This window comes from Arthrobacter sp. CJL-S3 (assembly GCF_056711635.1).
Genome location: NZ_CM160046.1, coordinates 2,368,928 through 2,391,260, shown reverse-complemented (window position 1 = coordinate 2,391,260; position 22,333 = coordinate 2,368,928). Strand labels below are relative to the sequence as shown.

At 67.4% G+C, this 22,333-nt stretch carries 20 protein-coding genes; 16 read left to right on the top strand and 4 right to left on the bottom strand.

The features are described from left to right. Positions 1 to 35 precede the first annotated feature (35 nt). From thrS to pdxS, 4 genes are all read left to right on the top strand, one after another. A complete protein-coding gene (gene thrS, locus AC06G6_RS10830) occupies positions 36 to 2,045 on the top strand; it encodes a threonine--tRNA ligase (protein ID WP_479821891.1) in 2,010 nt (669 codons plus the stop codon). A gap of 20 nt (positions 2,046 to 2,065) precedes the next feature. Further along, positions 2,066 to 2,701, top strand: a complete 636-nt coding sequence (locus AC06G6_RS10825; RefSeq protein ID WP_479821889.1) for an HIT family protein — start codon at positions 2,066 to 2,068, stop codon at positions 2,699 to 2,701. Next, entirely contained in the window at positions 2,691 to 3,329 is a 639-nt protein-coding gene (gene pgsA, locus AC06G6_RS10820) for a phosphatidylinositol phosphate synthase (protein ID WP_479821887.1), read from the top strand. Before AC06G6_RS10825 ends, pgsA begins: the two co-directional genes overlap by 11 nt. A gap of 169 nt (positions 3,330 to 3,498) precedes the next feature. After that, positions 3,499 to 4,425, top strand: a complete 927-nt coding sequence (gene pdxS, locus AC06G6_RS10815) for a pyridoxal 5'-phosphate synthase lyase subunit PdxS (protein WP_463899519.1) — start codon at positions 3,499 to 3,501, stop codon at positions 4,423 to 4,425. Between the two features lie 147 nt (positions 4,426 to 4,572). Here the strand turns inward: pdxS and AC06G6_RS10810 are convergent, their stop codons facing one another. Further along, on the bottom strand, positions 4,573 to 6,585 hold the full coding sequence (locus tag AC06G6_RS10810; protein ID WP_479821885.1) for a M3 family metallopeptidase: 2,013 nt from the start codon (positions 6,583 to 6,585) through the stop codon (positions 4,573 to 4,575). Positions 6,586 to 6,666: 81 nt separating this feature from the next. Here AC06G6_RS10810 and AC06G6_RS10805 point away from each other — a divergent pair, with 81 nt between their 5' ends. Continuing rightward, positions 6,667 to 7,953 (top strand): CapA family protein, encoded by a 1,287-nt coding sequence (locus AC06G6_RS10805; RefSeq protein ID WP_479821883.1) that lies wholly within the window; start codon positions 6,667 to 6,669, stop codon positions 7,951 to 7,953. A gap of 24 nt (positions 7,954 to 7,977) precedes the next feature. After that, positions 7,978 to 8,814 carry an alpha/beta fold hydrolase gene (locus AC06G6_RS10800; RefSeq protein ID WP_479821881.1) on the top strand — a complete coding sequence of 279 codons (837 nt, stop codon included), beginning with the start codon at positions 7,978 to 7,980 and terminating at the stop codon, positions 8,812 to 8,814. A 45-nt stretch (positions 8,815 to 8,859) separates the two neighbouring features. On the opposite strand, the gene AC06G6_RS10795 is transcribed toward AC06G6_RS10800, so the two are convergent. Further along, positions 8,860 to 9,333, bottom strand: a complete 474-nt coding sequence (locus AC06G6_RS10795; protein WP_479821879.1) for a GNAT family N-acetyltransferase — start codon at positions 9,331 to 9,333, stop codon at positions 8,860 to 8,862. A gap of 241 nt (positions 9,334 to 9,574) precedes the next feature. Here AC06G6_RS10795 and AC06G6_RS10790 point away from each other — a divergent pair, with 241 nt between their 5' ends. Continuing rightward, positions 9,575 to 10,111 carry a hypothetical protein gene (locus AC06G6_RS10790; protein ID WP_479821877.1) on the top strand — a complete coding sequence of 179 codons (537 nt, stop codon included), beginning with the start codon at positions 9,575 to 9,577 and terminating at the stop codon, positions 10,109 to 10,111. 9 nt (positions 10,112 to 10,120) lie between these two features. Here AC06G6_RS10790 and AC06G6_RS10785 read toward each other — a convergent pair whose 3' ends face one another. Then, positions 10,121 to 10,798 (bottom strand): type 1 glutamine amidotransferase, encoded by a 678-nt coding sequence (locus tag AC06G6_RS10785; protein ID WP_479828633.1) that lies wholly within the window; start codon positions 10,796 to 10,798, stop codon positions 10,121 to 10,123. Between the two features lie 107 nt (positions 10,799 to 10,905). Further along, on the bottom strand, positions 10,906 to 12,240 hold the full coding sequence (locus tag AC06G6_RS10780; protein ID WP_479821875.1) for a MurT ligase domain-containing protein: 1,335 nt from the start codon (positions 12,238 to 12,240) through the stop codon (positions 10,906 to 10,908). Between the two features lie 81 nt (positions 12,241 to 12,321). On the opposite strand from AC06G6_RS10780, the gene pdxT reads away from it, so the two are divergent. The 9 genes from pdxT (at position 12,322) to AC06G6_RS10735 (ending at position 22,322) form a co-directional block, all read left to right on the top strand. Beyond that, positions 12,322 to 13,023, top strand: a complete 702-nt coding sequence (gene pdxT, locus AC06G6_RS10775; RefSeq protein ID WP_479821873.1) for a pyridoxal 5'-phosphate synthase glutaminase subunit PdxT — start codon at positions 12,322 to 12,324, stop codon at positions 13,021 to 13,023. Between the two features lie 3 nt (positions 13,024 to 13,026). Then, positions 13,027 to 13,782 carry a YebC/PmpR family DNA-binding transcriptional regulator gene (locus AC06G6_RS10770; protein ID WP_479821871.1) on the top strand — a complete coding sequence of 252 codons (756 nt, stop codon included), beginning with the start codon at positions 13,027 to 13,029 and terminating at the stop codon, positions 13,780 to 13,782. After that, complete coding sequence (ruvC, locus tag AC06G6_RS10765) at positions 13,779 to 14,357, top strand: crossover junction endodeoxyribonuclease RuvC (RefSeq protein ID WP_479821869.1); 579 nt, start codon at positions 13,779 to 13,781, stop codon at positions 14,355 to 14,357. The genes AC06G6_RS10770 and ruvC overlap by 4 nt, the downstream gene beginning before the upstream one ends. Before the next feature lie 106 nt (positions 14,358 to 14,463). Continuing rightward, positions 14,464 to 15,111 (top strand): Holliday junction branch migration protein RuvA, encoded by a 648-nt coding sequence (ruvA, locus tag AC06G6_RS10760; protein WP_282383508.1) that lies wholly within the window; start codon positions 14,464 to 14,466, stop codon positions 15,109 to 15,111. Further along, entirely contained in the window at positions 15,104 to 16,216 is a 1,113-nt protein-coding gene (gene ruvB / locus AC06G6_RS10755) for a Holliday junction branch migration DNA helicase RuvB (RefSeq protein WP_479821866.1), read from the top strand. The genes ruvA and ruvB overlap by 8 nt, the downstream gene beginning before the upstream one ends. A 234-nt stretch (positions 16,217 to 16,450) precedes the next feature. Continuing rightward, a complete protein-coding gene (gene yajC / locus AC06G6_RS10750; RefSeq protein ID WP_479828632.1) occupies positions 16,451 to 16,858 on the top strand; it encodes a preprotein translocase subunit YajC in 408 nt (135 codons plus the stop codon). Between the two features lie 106 nt (positions 16,859 to 16,964). Next, positions 16,965 to 18,731: a protein translocase subunit SecD gene (secD, locus tag AC06G6_RS10745; RefSeq protein WP_479821864.1), complete on the top strand. Its 1,767-nt coding sequence runs from the start codon at positions 16,965 to 16,967 to the stop codon at positions 18,729 to 18,731. Continuing rightward, the gene (gene secF / locus AC06G6_RS10740) at positions 18,732 to 19,754 is read left to right on the top strand and encodes a protein translocase subunit SecF (RefSeq protein ID WP_479821862.1); all 1,023 of its coding nucleotides are present in this window, start codon (positions 18,732 to 18,734) and stop codon (positions 19,752 to 19,754) included. It abuts the gene before it with no gap. A gap of 174 nt (positions 19,755 to 19,928) precedes the next feature. Beyond that, positions 19,929 to 22,322, top strand: a complete 2,394-nt coding sequence (locus tag AC06G6_RS10735) for a RelA/SpoT family protein (protein WP_370871352.1) — start codon at positions 19,929 to 19,931, stop codon at positions 22,320 to 22,322. Positions 22,323 to 22,333: the final 11 nt, after the last annotated feature.

Genomic DNA, 22,333 nt, shown 5'->3' with positions numbered 1-22,333 from the left:
AAGCTACGAAGCCTAAACTTTGAATAGGAGCACCCGTGTCAGATGCCCAGCAGATCACCCTTCTCGTCGATGGCGAAGAGACCAAGGTGACTACCGGGACCACCGGCGCGGAACTCTTTTTTGAGCGCCGCGACGTCGTTGTGGCCCGCATCAACGGCGAGCTGAAGGACCTGGACCAGCCGCTGCCCGAGGATGCCACGATCGAGGGCGTCACCATCGACTCCCCGGACGGGCTCAACGTCCTGCGCCACTCCGCCGCCCACGTGATGGCCCAGGCCGTGCAGCAGCTGCGTCCCGACGCCAAGCTGGGCATCGGCCCCTACATCACCGACGGCTTCTACTTCGACTTCGACGTCGAGGAGCCGTTCACGCCCGAAGACCTGAAGACCCTGGAAAAGATGATGCAGAAGATCATCAACCAGAACCAGAAGTTTGTCCGCCGCGTCGTCACCGAGGATGAGGCCCGCGAGGCGATGAAGGACGAGCCGTACAAGCTCGAACTGCTGGGCAAGAAGAACAACGCCGCCGAGGCGGGCGAAGGTGTCAACGTGGAGGTCGGCGCCGGCGACATCACCATCTACGACAACGTGGACCGCAAGAGCGGGGACAGCATCTGGTGCGACCTGTGCCGCGGCCCGCACCTGCCCAACACCAAGCTGATCTCCAACGCCTTCGCGCTGACCCGGTCCTCCGCCGCGTACTGGCTGGGCAACCAGAACAACCAGCAGCTGCAGCGCATCTACGGCACCGCCTGGCCCACCAAGGACGCCCTCAAGGCCTACCAGGAGCGCATCGCCGAGGCCGAACGCCGCGACCACCGCAAGCTCGGCGCCGAACTGGACCTGTTTTCCTTCCCGGACGAGCTGGGCTCCGGCCTGCCGGTGTTCCACCCCAAGGGCGGCATCATCCGCAAGGCCATGGAGGACTACTCCCGCCAGCGCCACGTCGACGCCGGCTACGACTTCGTCTACACCCCGCACATCACCAAGGGCCACCTCTACGAGGTCTCCGGCCACCTGGACTGGTACAAGGAGGGCATGTTCCCGGCGATGCACATCGACGCGGAACTGAACGAGGACGGCACCGTGCGCAAGCCCGGCCAGGACTACTACCTGAAGCCGATGAACTGCCCCATGCACAACCTGATCTTCCGCTCCCGTGGACGGTCCTACCGCGAACTGCCGCTGCGGCTCTTCGAGTTCGGCTCCGTCTACCGCTACGAGAAGTCCGGCGTCGTGCACGGCCTCACGCGCGTGCGCGGCATGACCCAGGACGACGCCCACATCTACTGCACCCGGGAGCAGATGAAGGACGAGCTGACCACCACGCTGAACTTCGTGCTGGGCCTGCTCAAGGATTACGGCCTGGACGACTTCTACCTGGAACTCTCCACGAAGAACCCGGACAAGTTCGTGGGCGACGACGCCGCCTGGGACGAAGCCACCCGCACCCTCGCCGAGGTGGCGGAAGCCTCCGGCCTGGAGCTCATCCCCGATCCGGGCGGAGCCGCGTTCTACGGCCCCAAGATCTCCGTCCAGGCCAAGGACGCCCTCGGCCGCACCTGGCAGATGTCCACGATCCAGCTGGACTTCAACCTGCCCGAGCGCTTCGAACTCGAGTTCCAGGCCGCGGACGGCACCCGCCAGCGCCCGGTGATGATCCACCGCGCCCTGTTCGGTTCCGTGGAACGGTTCATGGGTGTCCTCACCGAGCACTACGCCGGCGCCTTCCCGGCCTGGCTGGCCCCCGTCCAGGTGGTCGGCATCCCCGTGGCCGAGGCCTTCAACGACTACATGTTCGACGTCGTGGACCAGCTCAAGGCCGTGGGCATCCGCGCCGAGGTGGACATGTCCTCGGACCGGTTCCCCAAGAAGATCCGCACCGCCAGCAAGGACAAGATCCCGTTCGTGCTGATCGCCGGCGGGGACGACGCCGATGCCGGCGCAGTGTCCTTCCGCTTCCGTGACGGCAGCCAGGACAACGGCGTGCCGGTGGCCGAGGCCGTGCAGCGGATCGTCGACGCTGTCCGCAACCGGACCAGCTAGCGGACAGGGAAGAACCAGGCATGCAGGAAACCACAGGGGCCGCTCCGGAGTATCCGGGGGACGACGGCGTGACCGACGACTTTGGCCTGGCCGGGGTGCCGGACGCGTTCCAGCGCCTGTGGACCCCGCACCGGATGGCGTACATCAAGGGCGGGCAGCACCAGTTCAAGAACGTGGACGACTGCCCGTTCTGCGTGGCACCGGAACGCGAGGACGACGATTCCCTGATCGTCTACCGGGGCCGGACCAGCTACGTCGTGCTGAACCTCTTCCCGTACAACCCGGGCCACCTGCTGGTCTGCCCGTACCGGCACATCCCCGATTACACGGACCTGACCGTGGAGGAAACCGCCGAGTTCGCCGAGCTGACGCAGACGGCCATGCGCGTGCTGCGCAAGGTCGCCAACCCCACCGGTTTCAACCTCGGGATGAACCAGGGCGTGACCGGCGGCGCCGGGATCGCCGGGCACCTGCACCAGCATGTGGTGCCGCGCTGGGGCGGGGACGGGAACTTCTTCCCGATCATCGCCCAGACCAAAGCCATCACCCAGACCCTCGGGGAGGTCCGCCAGCAGGTGGCGGAGGCCTGGCCCCAGGCCAACGACGTGGCGACGGATACCGGGCCGGCGGCCGGCGGGGCGACGGATGCTGAATAGGCACGCGCGCGGGTTCTTCACCGCGCTGTTCTCCCCGCTTGCCCGCTGGCTGCTGCGGATCGGTGTCTCCCCGGACGCCGTCACCATCGTCGGGACGCTCGGCGTGGTGATCGGCGCCCTGGTGTTCTACCCGCTGGGCGAGCTCCTGTGGGGCACGCTCTTCATCACCGCGTTCATCTTCTCGGACGTCGTCGACGGCATCATGGCACGGATGCAAAAGGGCGGAGGCCGCTGGGGCAACTTCCTGGATTCCACCCTGGACCGGATATCGGACGGTGCCCTCTTCGCCGGCGTCGCGGTCTGGTTCTTCACCGGCGGGGCGGACACCCCCATCGCGATCGCCGCCGTCATCTGCCTGGTCCTGGGCATGGTGGTCTCCTACGCACGGGCGAAGGCCGAGTCCCTGGGCTTCCAGGCCAATGTGGGCCTTGCCGAGCGTGCCGAGCGGCTGGTGTCCGTCCTGGTGGTCACCGGCCTCACGGGTATCGGACTGCCCACCGTGGTACTTTTTGTGACGCTGTGCCTCCTCGCCGCGGCGAGCCTCGTGACGATCATTCAGCGGATCATCACCGTGCGCCGGCAGTCGCTTGAAGAGACCGAGGGCACCGCGACCGGACAGGCCGCCTGAGCGCGCAGCTTCGGCCCGCCAGCGGGTGTAATCGGAATTCAGCCGGGCGCGGCGGGGGACTAGTATTAGCACTACCGGCCAATGGATCCGGTAATCCGGTGTGCGCGAAGCGGCATTTGTGTGCCGTCCGCGCTCCGGCGAGGTCATCTATCTACCCATAGGGGTTTTTGTGTCTACACCTGATGTAAGCAGCGAAGCCGGCGCGTCCGCGAAGAGCGTTACGGGCAGCAACCGCGTCAAGCGCGGCATGGCGGAGATGCTCAAGGGCGGCGTCATCATGGACGTCGTCAACGTCGAGCAGGCCCGCATCGCTGAGGATGCCGGAGCCGTGGCGGTCATGGCGCTGGAACGCGTTCCGGCCGATATCCGCGCCCAGGGCGGCGTGTCCCGCATGTCCGATCCCGACATGATCGAAGCGATCATCGCGGCCGTCTCCATCCCGGTCATGGCGAAGGTCCGGATCGGCCACTTCGTCGAGGCCCAGGTCATTCAGACCCTCGGTGTGGACTACATCGACGAGTCCGAGGTCCTGACCCCGGCCGACTACGCCCACCACATCGACAAGTGGAACTTCACGATTCCCTTCGTCTGCGGCGCCACGAACCTTGGTGAGGCCCTGCGCCGCATCAACGAGGGCGCGGCCATGATCCGCTCCAAGGGCGAAGCCGGCACCGGCGACGTTTCCAACGCCACCACCCACATGCGCCAGATCCGCGCGGAGATCAAGCGTCTGGCCGGCATGGCCGAGGACGAGCTCTACGTCGCCGCCAAGGAACTGCAGGCACCGTACGAACTCGTCAAGGAAGTTGCCGCCACCGGCAAGCTCCCCGTGGTCCTGTTCACCGCCGGCGGCATCGCCACCCCGGCCGACGCCGCGATGATGATGCAGCTCGGCGCCGACGGTGTCTTCGTCGGCTCCGGCATCTTCAAGTCCGGCAACCCGGCCCAGCGTGCCGCCGCCGTCGTGAAGGCCACCACCTTCTTCGATGACCCGGAAGAGGTCGCCAAGGCCTCCCGCGGCCTGGGCGAGGCCATGGTCGGCATCAACGTGGACGAAATCCCGGAACCGCACCGCCTGGCCCAGCGCGGCTGGTAGCGGACCACAGCACCACGCACGACGGCGGCGAGTCACCTTTCGGGTGACTCGCCGCCGTCGTCGTTTTTCCCCATCGACTGCTCCGCAAGTGCCCTTATGGGGCGCCAAAAGGGCGGTTACGGAGCAGCCGACGGGGGTGGGGGCGGGTCAGTCGAGGCCGCGGCGCTTGAGGAGCGGCTCGAGCTCCGCGTCCCGGCCGCGGAAGGCGCGGAAGGAATCCAGCGGGTCGCGGCTGTTGCCCCGGGCGAGCAGCTCCGCGCGGAAGAAGTCCCCGTTGGCCCGGGTGAGGCCGCCGTGTTCCTTGAACCATTCCACCGTTTCGGCGTCCAGCACCTCGCTCCAGATGTAGGAGTAGTAGCCCGCGGCGTAACCGGCGCCGGCGAAGATGTGCTGGAAGTAGCCGGTGCGGTAGCGCGGCGGGATCAGGTGGTGCGCCACGCCGGCGGCGGCCAGCGCCTTGGCCTCGAACTCCAGGACATCCTCGGGGACCTCGGAACCGTCCAGCACATGCCAGGCCAGGTCCAGCAGGGCCGCGCCCAGGTATTCGGTGGTGCCGAAGCCCTCGCCCCAGAGCTGCGCGGCGTCGAGCTTGTCCACAACCTCCTGCGGCAGCGCCTCTCCGGTGGCGTGGTGGCGGGCGTAGTTGGCCAGGACCTCCGGCCACATGATCCACATTTCGTTCACCTGCGAGGGGTATTCCACGAAGTCCCGCGGCACGGAGGTGCCGGAGAAGCGCGGGTAGGTGACCGCGGAGAACAGCCCGTGCAGGGCATGGCCGAACTCGTGGAAGGTGGTGCGGAGCTCATCCAGGGTCAGGAGCGTGGGTTCCCCGGCCGGCGGCTTGGAGATGTTGAGGTTGTTGATCACCACGGGCCGGGTGTTGAGCAGTCCGGACTGCTCCACGAGGGAGTTCATCCAGGCCCCGCCGCGTTTGGATTCGCGGGTGTAGTAGTCGCCCAGGAACAGGCCCAGCTCGGTCCCGTCGGCGTTGCGGACTTCCCAGACGCGCACGTCCGGGTGGTAGCCGGCGAGGTCGGCGCGTTCGTGGAACGTGATGCCGCAGAGCGCGTTGGCGGCGAAGAACACGCCGTCGTTGAGGACGCGGTCCAGCTCGAAGTAGGGGCGCAGGGCCTGCTCGTCCACGGCGTAGCGTTCGCGCTTGACCTTCGCGGAGTAGTAGGCCCAGTCCCAGGCCTCGAGGGGGTGCCCGGCCACTTCCGCCAGTGCCTCGGCCTCGGCGTCCGCATTCCGGACGGCGGCCGGCGCGAGCCGGTTCATCATGGTCTGCACGGCGGCGAAATCCGGGGCGGTCTGCTGGTCCACCACGAGTTCGGCGTAGTTGGCGAAGCCCAGCAGCGCCGCTTTCTCGGCGCGGAGCCTGACCATGTCCTTGACCAGGTCGAGAACGTCGAGGGCGCTGCCGTCGCTGCCGCGTCCGATGGAGGCCTCGTACAGGCGGCGGCGGACGTCCCGGTTTTCGAGGGATGCGAGGGCGGGCTGGTTGCTGGGCTGGATGAGGGTCAGCAGGAACTTGCCCTCGTGCCCGGCGGTGCGGGCGGCTTCGGCGGCGCTGGCAACATCGTCAGCGGGCAGGCCGGCGAGTTCGGCGGCGTCGTCGAGCAGCAGCGAGGCGGACTTCATCCCCTCCTTCACCCGCTGTCCGAACTCGGTTCCGAGCCGGGAGAGCTCGGCATTGACGGCCCTGAGCCGCTCCTGGCCGGCGCCGTCGAGCTGGATGCCGGACTGGCGGAACTCCTTGAGGTACTCGTCCACGAGCCGGGCGGATTCGGCGTCGAGCTGGTCCGTGTTGACCGCGGCGAAACGCTCGAACAGCCCCCGGTTGAGGTAGACGGCGTCCTGGTGGGCGGAGAACCGCGGGGACAGGACGGTCTCGAGGTCGCGGATGGGGTCCGAGGCGTCGGCCGAGACGAGGGTGAAGAAGGAGGCCGCCGCACGCTGCAGGAGCTGCCCGGACCGCTCCATGGCAAGCGCGGTGTTCTCAAACGTGGCAGGCTCCGGCGTGTCAACGATCGCCTGGATTTCAGCGAGGTGCTCGGCGAGGCCGGCCTCCACGGCTTCGGCGTAGTGCGCGTCGGTGATATCCGCGAACGGCGGCAGGCCGAATGGCAGGGGACTGGGGCTCATCAGGGGATTGGTCATGAAATAACTCTTTCATGTAAACGGGTGAGTCTCAATGGTCTGCTCCCCGTGTTGGCGCCGTGGCCGCCGTAGGATGGCGCCATGCGTACCATCACCCCCCAGCTGCGCGGCCGTCTGTTCGCCGCGGCCGCAGCGGTCTCCCTTGTGGCCTCTGTGGCTTCCTGCGGCATCGGCGCCCAGACCGAAAGCACTGCCCCGGGCTCGCCCGCGGCCGCCGGGAGCATCGCCGCTTCGGCCGCGGCACAGAGTCCCGGTACGACGCCGGCAGCGTCGCCGTCGAGCACCCCGAGCCCTTCACCGACGCCGACGCCGGGCAAGGGGCCCGACTGCGCGGCCGTCCGCTGCGCCTCGGTAGTGGTCACTGGGGACATGCTGGCCCATGCCCAGCTCTGGGAGCAGGCCCGCGCGGATGCCCTGGCCGCCGGCGCCAAGGGCCTGGACTTCGGGCCGCTGCTTGAGGGCCAGCGCAAATATGTCGAGAGCGGTGACCTCGCGGTCTGCCACCTGGAGACGCCCGTCGCCGGCCCGGCCGGGCCCTTCTCCGCGTACCCCTCGTTCAACGTTCCGCCGCAGATCATCACGGCCGTCCAGCAGGTCGGCTACCAGGTCTGCACCACCGCGAGCAACCACACCGTCGACCGCGGCACCGCCGGGCTGGTCCGCACTCTGGATGCCCTCGACGCCGCCGGGCTGCAGCACACGGGTTCCTACCGGAGCGCAGCCGACGCCGAGGGTGTCCTGATCCTGCAGACCGCCGGGGCGAAGATCGCCGTGATCAGTGCGACCTACGGGCTGAACGGGCAGCTCCCGGAGGCGCCCTGGCAGGTGGACATGCTCGACCCCGAGGTCATGATCGCCAAGGCGAAGAAGGCCCGGGATCTGGGCGCCGACATCGTGCTGGGCGCGATGCACGCCGGCGAGGAGTATTCGAGCGTGCCCAATGCCGAGCAGAAGAGCGTCGCCCACGCCCTCGCGGACAGCGGCCAGTTCACCATGATCTACGGCCACCACTCGCACTCGGTCCTGCCGATCGAGCAGTACAAGGGCACCTGGATTGCCTACGGCCTGGGCAACGCGATCACCGAACTCTCGCCGAACTACGTCGTGAACAACGAGGGCCTGCTGCTCAGGGCCCAGTTCAGCGAGGACGCCGCCGGTACCTGGACCGCGTCCGACCTGGCCTGGGCCCCGTCGGTCATTGTCCGCGGCCCCTACCGCTGGTGCTCGGTTGCCTCCGACGCCCCGCAGGGTTCCTGCGCCGGTGCCGCGGCGGACGCGGCCACCCGCAAGCGCACCCAGACGGCGGTCGAGTCGATGGGGGCAGCCGCTGCGGGCGCGCACGAACTGCTCATCACCAAGGAACCGTAGCAGCAAATCTGACAGGAGGCCTTCGTGGGCCAAGGATCGACAGCGGACCGGGAACCCCGGAACGGGACCTTCCCCAACGGCATGGAGTACCTGAGCTGGGGCAGCGGCCCGAAGACACTCCTCTTCATCCAGGGCGGCCCCGGCAGCACGGTTCCCAAGGGCATGCTGCGCCGGATATTCCGGCGGCAGTTCGATGCCTTTCTTGACGCCGGCTTCGCCGTCTGGATGGTGACCCGGCGCCGGGGCATGCCGCCGGAGCACAGCATCGCCGACATGGCGGACGACTACGCAGGGCTCATCGCCGAGGAGTTCGGCGGTCGCGTTGACGTCATCGTGGCTGAGTCCTTTGGCGGGATGATCGCCCAGTATCTCGCCGCACGGCACCCCAACTCCTTCGGCCACATCGCCATGGTGGTCACTGCCGCGGAGCTGAGCGACTGGGGCAAGGACGTCGACGCGCGGATGGCCCAGGCCCTCGCAGGCGGGGACGCGAACGGCGCCGGGACGGTCTTCGCCGAGTATCTGCTGCCGGGCCGGCGCCTGATCTGGCTGCGGCGGCTGATCGGGCCCCTGATCAGCCGCCGGCTGATGAGCGGTTCCGATTTCCCGGCCCAGGACGTCCTGACCGAGGTGAACGGCGAAATGACCTTCAATTCCCGTGCGGTGCTCCCGCTCATCCGGCGGCCCGTGCTGCTGATCTGCGGAGGCTCCGATCAGTTCTTCCCCCGCGACGTCGCCCAGGAAACGGCCGGGCTGATCCCGGACTGCACCCTCGTCTGGTACGAAGGGAAGGGCCATCTCAGGGCAGCGTCGAGCGGACGCATCGCGCAGGACGTGCTGGCGTTCGCCGGACGCAGCTGACCCGCCACCGGAACGTGGGGACCGCGACCGGAAAACGCGCGGGGGCTACGGCCGGCCCGGGTCCAAGTCCAGGGTCATATAGACGCTGTTCGGGTCGTCGCCGTAGTCGGCGAAGGGCGGGCAAATGCTGAATCCGTGACGCTGGTACAGCCGCCGCGCCGGCGCGAAGAAGTCCTGGCTTCCGGTCTCAAGGTACAGGCGGTGATAGCCGCCGAGTCGGGCCTCGGCCAGGACGTGGGTCAGCAGGAGGGTGGCGATGCCGCGGCCCCGTGCGTGGGCAGCGGAGCGCATCGACTTGATCTCGCCCCGGCCCCGCTGGAGCTCCTTCAGCGCCGCGCAGCCGAGCACCTCGGCATCCTCCCTCGCGGTCCAGAATGTGATGGCCGGTCCTGCGAGGGCCGCGGAATCGAGCGCGTGCACACTTTCGGCGGGCGAGGTGGCGTACATGTCCACGAGGTGCTCGCTCAGGAGCTGCTGGACGTCCCCACGCCCGGGCTCGTCACGGTCAATCAGGATCATTGCACTGCTCCTCCAGGGAATCTCTCATTGCTGCACCAATCTACCGACGGTTGGAGCCGCTGAGGCTATGCTGGGCCAAACGCGGCTGCCCAGGCGGGGAGCCGTTACGCCGATGGTGGGGGATCCATTGCGAACAGCAGGCAACAGTCGCGCCAACAGGCGGACCCATTCGTCGGGCAGCCAAGGCGCCCTGTCCACAGTTATGACGCACCGGGCTGGATCTGCGCGGCCGGTCGCAGTCATGGTGTGGCTTGTCGCCACAGTGGTCCCGGCTTGGTTGCTGCTGGCCGGCAGGACGGACGGTGCCATAGCGGCGGCGCCGTGGCTATTCCTGGCGTCATGGTTCGTCTATGTGGCGCAGTGGCGGCCGTGCCTCCGGACGGACGCGCACGGGTTCCAGCTCGTCAACGGGCTTCGCGACCACCGGATACCGTTCGACGCAGTTGACGATATTGAGGTCCGCTATACCGTGGTGGTCAGGGCTGCCGGCCTGCGTTACACCAGCTGGGGAGCGCCAACACCACCGGGGGCCTTCGGCTCCGGATTCGGCCACGTCAGTGACTTGAAGAGCCGTCCGCACAGCATCTTCCCGGGCAACGAGCGCATCAGACAGGAAGAGACGGAGACCGGCCGTAACGCCATCGTTGCCGCCTGGCAGGATGCGCGGACTGCCGGACTGACTGCCACCACAGGCACTGTCAGCTCGTCGTGGAACCGGCGGGCCATCGCCGTCGGCCTCATCGCCGCCGCCTGGCTGATCCTCGCGGCGCTTTTCTGAGTACCCGGCTCAGCGCGGGCGGCGGGCGGCGTGCTCGCGGGCCAGGACGGCGTAGGAGTCGTCCGGCGTGCCGGGGGAGAAGCTGCCGTACTTGCGTTCGACGGCCGTCCGGATGAGGAAGTCCGCCAGCGCCGGGTTCTTCGGCAGCAGGGAGCCGTGCAGGTAGCTCGCCACGATGTTCCGGTAGCGGGCGCCTTCCTGGCCGTCGGTGCTATTGTTGCCGGTGCCCTTGGCCGTGCTGCCCAGCGGGGACACGCCCGGACCAAGCGTGGTCTGGCCGCTGTGGTTCTCGTACCCCAGGACGGTGCCGAACTCGGGGGAGGAGACCGACACGTTGCCGATCAGCCGCTCGTCCGTGCCGTGGGTCTCCACGTCCAGGATGCCGATCCCAGGGATCACAGACCCCGTCCGGGTCTTGAAGAACTTCCCGAACAGCTGGTAGAGCCCGCAGATCACCAGCATCGGTGTGCCGTCCTCGGCCAATTCCTTCAGGACGGTCTCGCGCGACAGCAGGTCATCCTGGATGACGAGCTGGCCGCTGTCCTGCCCGCCGCCGCCGACAACCAGGTCAATGTCGGAGGGAAACGCGTCGCCGACGTTGTACTCGAGCAGCTCCGGCGTGTACCCGTGCCAGCGCAGCCGCTGGGCCAGCACCAGCGCGTTGCCCCAGTCGCCGTAGATGTTCATGTCCCGCGGGTAGAGCTGCAGGACCCGGATCGTGCCCTTGCTGGGCGCCGGGGATTCCTCGGGCGGAAGCTCGTGCCCGAAGGAGAACGTGGACTCGGGCTGGGGGGTCATGAGACCACCTCCACTGTGGTGATTTTGGACAGCTCGCGGCGGATCGCCAGCATCGCTGTGTAGGTGCAGAAGACCCGCTTCGGTTTGTCCCGGGCGCCGCTGATGAAGGCCGCCAGCGCGGGCGCAATGTCGGTATCCACCGCGCCGATCGCGACATCGTCGTACTGCAGGCGAAGGGCCATGTCGTAGGCGCGCGAGCCGCTCAACTGGTCCACGCCGGCCTCCCGGAGGGTGTCGAATTCGACGTCCCAGAGCCAGGACATGTCCCGCCCGTCGGCATAGTTGTCGTTGATCGCGATCATCGTGGCGTAGCCCGCGGCCGGGAAGGACTTCAGCCCGAGCCGGAAGCCGCTGGGGTTCTTCACCAGGATCAGGTCCAGCGGCAGGCCGTCGACGACGAGGCTCTCACCGCGCCCGAACGCCGGCGCCACCTCGGCCAGCGCCTTCAGCAGGCCCTCGTTGTCCGCGACGGCTGTTTTTCCAGGGACAGGGTTGCCCACCGCGATGGCCCTGGCCAGCGTCAGCGCCGCCGCGGCGTTGAAGATGTTGTAGACCCCGCGGAGCTTCATCGCGGTGGTGGCCGTGACGCCGTCGTACTCAAAATCCGCGTCCGCCGCACCCACCCGGCGCAGCACGACGTCGGCGTGCGGCTTCGCGGGAGCCGGCGGCACCGGGCTGCCGGGGGCAGCCCGCATCTCGTCGTCGTTCGGGAAGGTGCTCAGCAGGGAATCGTCGAGGCCGAAGTAGAGGACGTCGGGACCGGCGGGTGTGCCTGATTTGGGCGTTTCCGCCTTAAGCCTTTCCGCGATCCGCGCCACACGCGGGTCCTCCCGGTTCAGCACGACCGTACCGGTGGTCTTGGAAGCGATGTGCTGGAGCAGCTGCGCGGTCTTATCGATCTCGCCGAAGCGGTCCAGCTGATCCCGCAGAACGTTCAGCAGCAGGCAGTAGCGCGGCGGGACCTGGTTGACGAAGTGCACCGCGTGGGCCTCGTCCAACTCCAGCACGGCGACGTCCGCGTTCAGCCGTCCCCGCCAGTCCACCTCGCCAATCAGCGCCGCGGCCACTCCGCGGGTGAAGTTGCTGCCGGTGCGGTTCGTGAACACCTTCAGGCCCTGGCTCTCGAGCAGTTCCACTACCATCTTCGTGGTGGTCGTCTTGCCGTTCGTGCCGCTGACGACGGCGACGCCGTGCGGCAGCGTGGACAGGGTCCTGCGCATGAAGCCGGGGTCGATTTTTTCGACCACGAGCCCGGGAAGGGCAGAGCCTCCGCCCCTAAGCCGGGAGACCCGGCGGACGAGCTTGCCGAGCGGAACGCTGAAGTAAAACATGCTTTGTAATATATCCCAGCGGGGGCATGGAAGCCCGCCGGGAGGCGGCACGCCACGTGTCCGGGCCACTATGCTGGTCCGATGACCAACCCCACTTCTGCGCCCTCTTCCCGCGTGGGTTCAGGGCTGCGGATCGGCGTCCTCGCACTTCAGGGCGACTTCCGCGAACACCTGCACGCGGTGGAAGCGGCCGGCGCCACGGGCGTCGGCGTGCGCCGGCCGTCCGAACTCGACGGCCTCGACGGCCTCATCATTCCCGGCGGCGAATCGACCACCATCGACAAGCTGTCCCGCGCCTTCGGGCTCCGCGACCCGCTGCGCCAACGCATCCGGGACGGGCTGCCGGTCTACGGCTCGTGCGCCGGGATGATCCTCCTCGCGGAGGAGATCACCGACCCCGCCAAGGACCTCGCCGGCAACCCCCAGCAGACCTTCGGCGGACTGGACATCACGGTGCGCCGGAATGCCTTCGGCCGGCAGCGCGAATCCTTCGAAACGGACCTCGATTTCAAGGGCCTCGACTTCAGCGCCACCGCCGACGGCGTCGCCCCTGTCCACGCGGTCTTCATCCGCGGACCCTGGGTGGAACGCGTCGGCGCCGGCGTGGAGGTCCTCGCCACCGTGGAACCGTCCAAGGCCTCCCACCCCGAGGCGCTGGCCGGGACGGCTAGAATTGTTGCAGTGCGTGCCGGCAAGCTGCTGGCCACCTCCTTCCACCCGGAAGTCACGGGGGAGAAGCGCGTGCACGAATTGTTTATCCGAATGATCAGAGGAGAAGCGTAAAGCATGTCAGGCCACTCCAAATGGGCGACGACCAAGCACAAGAAGGCCATCCTCGACAGCCGCCGGGCCAAGTCGTTCGCCAAGCTGATCAAGAACATCGAAGTTGCCGCACGCATGGGCGGCCCGGACCTTGCCGGCAACCCGGGCCTGGAACTCGCCGTCACCAAGGCCAAGAAAACCTCGGTCCCCGCTGACAACATCGACCGCGCCATCAAGCGCGGCGCCGGCCTCACCGGCGAAGTCGTGGACTACACCGAGATCATGTACGAATGCCGCGGACCGCAGGGCTCCGCACTGCTGATCGAATGCCTTACGGACAACAAGAACCGTGCAGCCTCTGAGGTCCGGCTCGCCATCTCCCGCAACGGCGGCACTATCGCCGACCCCGGTTCGGTGAGCTACCTCTTCTCCCGCAAGGGCGTTGTTTCGCTGCCGAAGAACGGCCTGACCGAGGACGATGTCCTGATGGCAGTCCTCGACGCCGGCGCCGAGGAAGTCAAGGACAACGGCGACAGCTTCGAGGTCCACTCCGAACCGACCGACCTCCAGGCCATCCGCGATGCGCTCAAGGAAGCCGGGATGGAGTACGACACCGACGAGGCAGAGTTTGTCCCGTCCATGCAGGTCCCGCTGGATCTCGACGCCGCCAAGAAGTTCCTGAAGCTCGTCGACGCCCTCGAGGAACTCGACGACGTCCAGAACGTCTACAGCAACGCCGACCTCAGCGACGAAGTGCAGGCCGCACTGGAATCCGAGTGACCCTCCGCGTCCTCGGCGTCGATCCGGGCCTCACCCGCTGCGGGATCGGCGTCGTGGACGTCGAGAAGAACCGCCGCGCCACCATGGTGGCGTTCGGCGTCGTCGGAACCTCCCCGGAGGAAAGCCTGGACCAGCGTCTGCTGGTCATCGCCACCTCCATCGACGAGTGGCTCGACAAGTACGAACCGCACGTCCTCGCCGTCGAACGCGTCTTCTCGCAGCTCAACGTCAGCACCGTGATGGGCGTCGCGCAGGCATCCGGCGTCGTGATCGCCGCCGCCGCACGCCGCGGAATCCCGGTGGCCCTGCACACCCCGTCCGAGGTGAAAGCCGCCGTCACCGGCAGCGGTACCTCGAACAAGGATGCGGTCACCAAGCTGGTCACCAAGATTCTCCGGCTCGACGCCCCGCCCCGGCCGGCCGACGCCGCCGACGCCCTCGCCCTGGCCATCACCCACGCCTGGCGGGCCGGGAGCGGCGCCGTTGTTTCCACGACGGGACCGGGCAGCCTGTCCCTGACCCCGGCCCAGCGGGCCTGGGCGGACGCGGAGGCCAAAGCGCGCCGTGCACGCTGAATGTCCGGCTTTCCGGGCGCAGCACTTGATAGGGTATTCGTAGATATGTTCGGATAGCCGGGTCTTCCCGGTTCTCTCTTTCAGCTGAATTTTCAGGAGCCCGGCTTTGATCAGTTTTCTCCGCGGAACCGTAGCGCACGTCGGCCTGTCCTCCGCCGTGATCGACCTCAACGGCGCCGGCATGAGCGTAAACGCCACCCCGCAAACCCTCAGCAGGCTCCGCACCGGCGAGGAAGGGAAGCTCTTCACCTCCCTGATCGTCCGCGAGGATTCCCTCACCCTGTTCGGCTTCGGCAGCGACGACGAACGCGAAGTCTTCGATATCCTGCTCAGCGTCAGCGGCGTCGGGCCCCGGCTGGCGCTGGCCGTCCTGGCCGTACACGAGCCCGAAGCGATCCGGGTCGCCGCGCACTCCGGCGACGGCAAGGCATTCACAAAGGTGCCCGGCATCGGCCCCAAGGTCGCCGGCCGGATCGTGCTGGAGCTGGCCGGAAAGCTCGTGCCGCTCGGAACCGCGGCAGGTGCCCCGGCCCCGGCCGCCTCCTCCGAAGCGGTCTGGAAGCCGCAGGTCGTCGCCGCCATGACGAGCCTGGGCTGGTCCGAGAAGGACGCCACGTCCAGCATCGACAAATCCCTGGCTGATTCCCCCGAACTCGCCGAGAAGGGCAACGTCGCCGAGATCCTGCGCGCCACCCTCCGCTGGCTTGGCCAGGACGGCGCCCGCGCCGGGAACAGGGTAGGCGCCCGTGGCTGAGCCGTCGGTTGTCGCCGGGGGAGAGGAGCCGGAGGAGCGGGTCATCGAAGCCGCCCTCAGGCCCAAGAACCTGCACGACTTCGTCGGCCAGCACCGGGTCCGCCGCCAGCTCTCCCTCGTACTGGAGGCCTCGCGCATGCGCGGCCGCAGCGCCGACCACGTCCTGCTCTCGGGCCCTCCCGGGCTGGGCAAAACCACGCTGTCCATGATCATCGCCGCCGAGATGAACGCCCCGCTGCGGATCAGCAGCGGCCCCGCCATCCAGCACGCCGGGGACCTGGCGGCCATCCTGTCCTCGCTGTCCGAGGGTGAAGTGCTCTTCCTCGACGAGATCCACCGGATGTCCCGGCCGGCCGAGGAAATGCTGTACATGGCAATGGAGGACTTCCGGGTCGACATTGTCGTCGGCAAGGGTGCCGGCGCCACCGCCATCCCGCTGGAACTGCCGCCCTTCACCCTGGTGGGCGCCACGACCCGGGCCGGCCTGCTCCCCGGACCGCTCCGGGACCGCTTCGGCTTCACCGGCCACCTCGAGTTCTACTCCGTGGCCGAACTGGAGCTCGTTCTCCGGCGCTCCGCCGGACTCCTGGACCTCAAGGTCAACTCCGCCGGCTTCAGCGAAATCGCCGGCCGATCCCGCGGCACGCCCCGCATCGCCAACCGGCTCCTGCGCCGGGTTCGCGACTGGGCGCTGGTGCACGGTATAGAGCAGATCGACGCCCGCGCCGCCTCCGCGGCGCTGGACATGTATGAGGTCGACAAACGCGGACTGGACCGGCTCGACCGTGCCGTTCTGGAAGCCCTCATCACCAAATTCGGCGGCGGGCCGGTGGGCCTGTCCACCCTGGCCATCGCCGTCGGCGAAGAGACCGAAACGGTGGAAACCGTCGCTGAGCCGTACCTCGTCCGCGAGGGGCTGCTGGGACGTACCCCGCGGGGGCGCATCGCGCTCGCCCCGGCCTGGACGCACCTCGGCTTTGCGGTGCCGCCCGGTATCTTCGCCCAGGACCCGCTCGAACTCTTCCCGGCCGAGGACGACAGCCTGGAACTGCAGGGCGCGCAGGACCAGGACGCTGATCCGGAATGGATCCGTAATAGTCAATAGCACCGCTCCGTAACCTTTTCCCTTTAGACTGGAATGACGCTCGGCACGTTCGGGTCTTTGTTTCTGTGCGCGGCCAGCACCTGGCCGCCGTCGGTTCGGCATGATACCCAGCCAGCCCGGAGCGAAGCGGACGTTGCTGGAAAACCAGCTACGCAAGTACAGAACGGAACTATCCCTGTGTTCGGACTTATTTCTGCCCAGACCCAGCCGCAGGCCGGCGGCGGCATCGACATCATGACCATCCTGTTGTTCGCCATGCTCGGCGTCTTCGTCTTCATGATGTTCCGCCGCAACAAGAAGACCCAGCAGCAGCAGGCGCAGCTCCAGTCGAAGTTCGCCCCGGGTGTCGAGGTCATGACCAGCTTCGGCCTGTACGGCCGCATCGTCGAGATCGACGATGAAGAGAACAAGGTCCTGCTGGAACTCTCCCCGGGTAACACCGCCACGGTTCACCGCCAGGCCGTCACCAAGATCGTCGAACCGGTTGTCGCCGCCGAGGAGCCCACGGTCGTTCCGGACGACGCCTCCTCGCTGACCACCGAGAAGGCCGACAGCGCCGCCCCCGTCAACGACGCCCCGCGCGTTGAGACGCCGGAAGAAACCCTGCGCCGCCTCAACGACGAAGGCAAGAAAGACAGCTAGTCTGCCTGTTTGAGCTATCCCGCGAAGTAACGGCTGCGGGCCACCGCCGGAGCGGCCCGACCGGGCCGCCCGGCGGTTTCCTCCGTAAATAATAGAAAGATCGACAATGGCACGAACTGGCCCCAAAAACACAGCCCTCAGGGTGCTGGTCTGGCTCGGCGTTATCCTCGCCGTCCTGACCGCTGTCCTGGCAGGCGGCACCATGGCCGGCCAGGCGAGCTGGACTCCCAAGCTCGCCCTGGACCTTGAAGGCGGCACCCAGATGATCCTGGCGCCCAAGGTTGAGGGCGGTTCGGACATCACCGAAGAACAGCTCAACCAGGCCGTGGCGATTATCCGCCAGCGCGTGGACGGCTCGGGCGTCGCGGAAGCTGAGATCAGCACGCAGTCCGGACGCAACGTCGTCGTCAGCCTGCCGGGCACACCGTCGAAGGAAACCCGTGCGCTGATCCAGGCGTCCGCCGACATGAACTTCCGGCCCGTCCTCCAGGCCGGTCCGGGCGCACCCGTCCCCGCGGAGGCACTGACCCCGGACGACCAGCTGCCCAAGCCCACCGCTGAGCCCGCCAACGGCAGCGACGTGAACTGGATCACCCCCGAAATTTACAAGAAGTTCGAGACGCTCGACTGTGACAACCCGTCGCAGGACAAGCAGGAACGCTCCGACCCGGCCCAGCCGCTGGTCACCTGCGAACCGGCCTCCGCCAACTCCCCGGCGATCAAGTACATCCTGGGCCCGGTCGAGGTCAGGGGCGCCGACATCGCAGGTTCCTCCTTCCAGCTGCAGCGCGGCGCCCAGGGCGCCGTGACCAACGAGTGGGCTGTCAACATCCAGTTCAACGAAGAAGGCACCGCCAAGTTCAAGGAAGTCACCGAGCGGCTGTACCAGTTCTACATCGCCGGCGGCGGCCAGAGCGGCTCGGATCCGAAGTCCCAGTTCGCGATCGTCCTCGACGACCAGGTCATTTCCGCTCCGCGGTCCCTCGCCGTCATCACCGACGGCCGTCCGCAGATCACCGGCGGCTTCACCGAGGAGTCCGCGAAGGCCCTCTCCGACCAGCTCCGCTTCGGCGCCCTGCCGATCAGCTTCGAGATCCAGAGCGAACAGCAGATTTCCGCCACCCTCGGTGGCGAGCAGCTCCGGATGGGTATGCTCGCCGGCCTGATCGGCCTGCTGCTGGTCGTGGTCTATTCGCTGATCCAATACCGGGCACTGGGCCTGGTCACCGTGGCCTCGTTGGTGATGGCCGGCGCGCTGACGTATCTGGCCATCGCCATCCTGGGCTGGACCGAGAACTACCGGCTGTCCCTGGCCGGCGTCGCAGGCATCATCGTGGCCATCGGCCAGACCGCGGACTCGTTCATCGTCTACTTCGAACGTATCCGCGATGAGCTCCGGGAAGGCCGCGGCCTCGTCTCGGCAGTCGAGAACGGCTGGAAGCGGGCCAAGCGCACCGTCCTGGCGTCCAAGGCCGTCAACCTGCTGGCCGCCCTGGTGCTGTACTTCGTAGCAGTGGGCAACGTCCGCGGCTTCGCGTTCACGCTCGGCCTGACGGCCATCGCCGACCTCATCGTGGTCTTTATGTTCACCCACCCGACCCTGCAGCTGCTGGCCCGCACCAAGTTCTTCGGTGAAGGCCACCCGCTCTCCGGACTGGACCCGAAGAGCCTCGGCGCCGTTCCCCTGTACCGGGGCGCGGGCCGGTTCCGCACTCCCGCGGACAAGCCGGCTGCTGTTGCCGCGCTCCGCGCCAAGAACACCGGCGCCACGGCCGAGGCCGAACGCCGGATGACCATTGCAGAACGACGCCTCGCGGAACGACAGGAACAGCTTGCTGGCTCCTCCAAGAGCACGTCCAAGGAGGGCAACTAAATGGCCACCAGCTTCGCCAATTTCGGTAATGAGCTCTACACGGGCAAACGCTCGTACGACTTCGTGGAATCCAAGAAGATCTGGTTCCTGATCGCGGCCGTGCTTGTGGCGCTCTCGATCCTCCTGCCGGTCGTCAAGGGGGGCTTCAACCTCGGGATCGAATTCCGCGGCGGCTCCGAATTCACCGTCTCCAACGTGAAAACCACCGACGCCACCATCGGCGAGAAGGCCGTCGAGGATGTAGTCCCCGGCAGCGTCCCGCGGGTAGCGAACGTCGCCGGCAACACCATGCGGATCCAGACGGACAAGCTCACGGAAGATGAGACGCTCCAGATCAAGGCAGGCCTCACCTCGGCCTACGGTGTGACGGACAACGAGGTGACCTCCACCTTCATCGGCCCCACCTGGGGTGCTGACGTCACCAAGCAGGCGCTGCTGGGCCTGGCGATCTTCGTCGGACTCGCCGCGGTGCTGATGGCGCTGTACTTCCGGACCTGGAAGATGTCGCTCTCAGCGATCGTGGGCATGCTCGTGACGATGTTCATCACCGCCGGGGTCTACGCCCTCAGCGATTTCGAAGTCACGCCGTCGGCCATCATCGGGTTCCTGACCGTGCTGAGCTACTCGCTCTACGACACAGTGGTGGTCTTCGACAAGATCCGTGAGAACACCGCGGACCTGCAGGCCTCCACCCGGCGGACCTTCGGCGAGGAAGTTAACCTGGCCGTCAACCAGACCCTGGTCCGCTCCATCAACACCATGATGGTGGCTATCCTCCCGGTCGGCGCCATCCTCTTCATCGGCGCGGGACTGCTGGGCGCCGGAACGCTGCGGGACCTCTCGCTGGCCCTGTTTGTCGGGATCCTGATCGGCACGGCGGCCACGATTTTCATCGCCGCGCCGCTTTACGCCTGGCTGCGCCAGGGCGAACCGGAGCTGGTCAAGCAGGCCGAGCGTGTGCACCATCGCCGCGCCCATGCTGCCGCCAAAACCGACTCCCCGGCGGAGCCGGCCACGGCTTAGCCGCTAAGGTCCTCCCGGACCGCGCACCAACCCGGGGTCTGCCCGCGGTCCCCAACGGGCCGGAGAACGTCATTCGTGACGCTCTCCGGCCCGTCGGCGTACCGCTCCCGGTTATCGAAGTATCCTGCTGCGGGAATACACTGGAAGAATTAACGGGTTCGGAGAGGTGCTCCATTGGAAGAACGTTCGACGCCGGTGCCATCAGCGCCGGCGGATAAGGCCCCAGGCCAGGGTACGCAGACTGGTGTGGTGGCTCCCGGACGTGCCGATCCGCCGGTCCCCGTGGACAGCTCGGGCGCACGCCCCACCTTCCCCGGCCGGCGCGAACGCACCCGCTCCCGCCTGGCCCGCCTGACCGGGCGCGGCGCCCCCGCCTATTCGCCCATTCTCGAGCCGCTGCTGCGCACCGTGCGGGCCAACAACCCCAAAGAGGACTTCGACCTCATCCAGCGCGCCTTCGTCGTGGCGGAAAGCTGCCACCGGGGCCAGAAGCGCAAGAGCGGCGATCCCTACATCACGCACCCCGTCGCGGTGGCCACCATCCTGGCCGAGCTGGGACTCAGCGGAACGACGCTGGCAGCGGCGCTCCTGCACGACACCGTCGAGGACACCTCGTACACCCTGGAGGACCTGAAGGCCGAGTTCGGGCCGGAAGTCGCCATGCTGGTGGACGGTGTCACCAAGCTCGACAAAGTCAGCTTCGGCGAGGCCGCGCAGTCCGAGACCGTGCGCAAGATGGTCGTGGCCATGGCCAAGGACATCCGTGTCCTGATGATCAAGCTGGCGGACCGGCTGCACAACGCCCGAACATGGCGCTTCGTCTCCGCCGAGTCCTCGGCACGCAAAGCCCGGGAAACCCTGGAGATCTTCGCCCCGCTGGCCCACCGGCTCGGCATGAACACGATCAAGTGGGAACTCGAAGACCTGTCCTTTGCGGCGCTCTACCCGAAGGTCTACGAGGAGATCGTGCGGATGGTGGGGGACCGGACCCCCGAACGGGAAAAGAACCTCTCCGTCATCCGGAACCAGATCACCGAGGACCTGCGCGAGGCCAAGATCAAGGCCACCATCACGGGCCGGCCGAAGCACTACTACTCGATCTACCAGAAGATGATCGTCCGGGACAAGGACTTCGACGACATCAATGACCTGATGGGCGTCCGCGTCCTGGTCGACTCCGTCCGGGACTGTTACGCGGCCCTGGGCGCCATGCATTCGCGCTGGAACCCCCTTCCCGGGCGGTTCAAGGACTACATCGCGATGCCCAAGTTCAACATGTACCAGTCGCTGCACACCACGGTGATCGGCCCGGGCGGCAAGCCCGTGGAGATCCAGATCCGCACCCACGAGATGCACCGCCGCGCCGAATACGGCGTCGCCGCGCACTGGAAGTACAAGGACCAGCCGAACCGGGCGGCCGCCGGCCCCGGAAGCCCGCGCGACGGCGACATGGGCTGGCTCCGGTCGCTGGTGGACTGGCAGCAGGAAACCTCTGACCCCGGCGAGTTCCTGGACTCCCTGCGCTTTGAAATCAACGCCCGGGAAGTCTTCGTCTTCACCCCCAAGGGCGAGGTCATGGCCCTGCCCGCCGGCTCCACGCCCGTGGACTTCGCCTACGCCGTTCACACCGAGGTGGGCCACCGGACCATCGGTGCCCGCGTCAACGGCAAGCTGGTTCCGCTGAACAGCGAACTGAACCACGGCGACTGGGTGGAAATCTTCACGTCCAAGGCTGAAGGCGCCGGGCCCAGCCAGGACTGGCAGCACTTCGTCAAGAGCGCCCGGGCCCGCAACAAGATCAGGCAGTGGTTCAGCAAGGAACGCCGCGAGGAATCGATCGAACGCGGCAAGGAACTGCTGACCAAGGCGATGCGCAAGCAGAACCTCCCGCTGCAGCGCCTGATGACGCACGATGCCCTCGCCGCGATCGCCGAGGACTTCAAATACGTCGACATTTCCGGCCTCTACGCAGGGGTGGGAGACGGGCACACCTCCGCCCAGTCCGTTATGGAACGCCTGGTGGAGAGCCTCGGCGGCAATGACACCCCCGAGGACGACCTCACCGAGATTTCCATTCCCACCCAGGTCACCAAGACCCGGTACTCCGATTCGGGCGTCGTGGTGCGCGGCGTGGACGACGTCTGGGTCAAACTCGCCCGCTGCTGCACCCCGGTGCCGCCGGACCCGATCCTGGGTTTCGTCACCCGCGGCTCCGGCGTCTCGGTGCACCGGACGGACTGCACCAACGTCAGCGGTCTGCTTGAGCAACCCGACCGGATCGTCGAGGTCGAGTGGGCGCCCACGCAGTCAAGCGTCTTCCTGGTCGAAATCCAGGTCGAAGCCCTCGACCGCAAGTCGCTACTCTCGGATGTGACGCGGATCCTCTCCGAAAACCACGTCAACATCCTGGCAGCCAGCGTCCACACGTCCACGGACCGGGTGGCCATCTCCAAGTTCGCCTTCGAGATGGGCGACCCGAAGTACCTGAGCCACGTTTTGAGCGCCGTCCGCCGCATCGACGGCGTGTTTGACGTCTACCGGACCACAGGCAACCGGCGGCGCAGCTAGGGCCGGCCCGA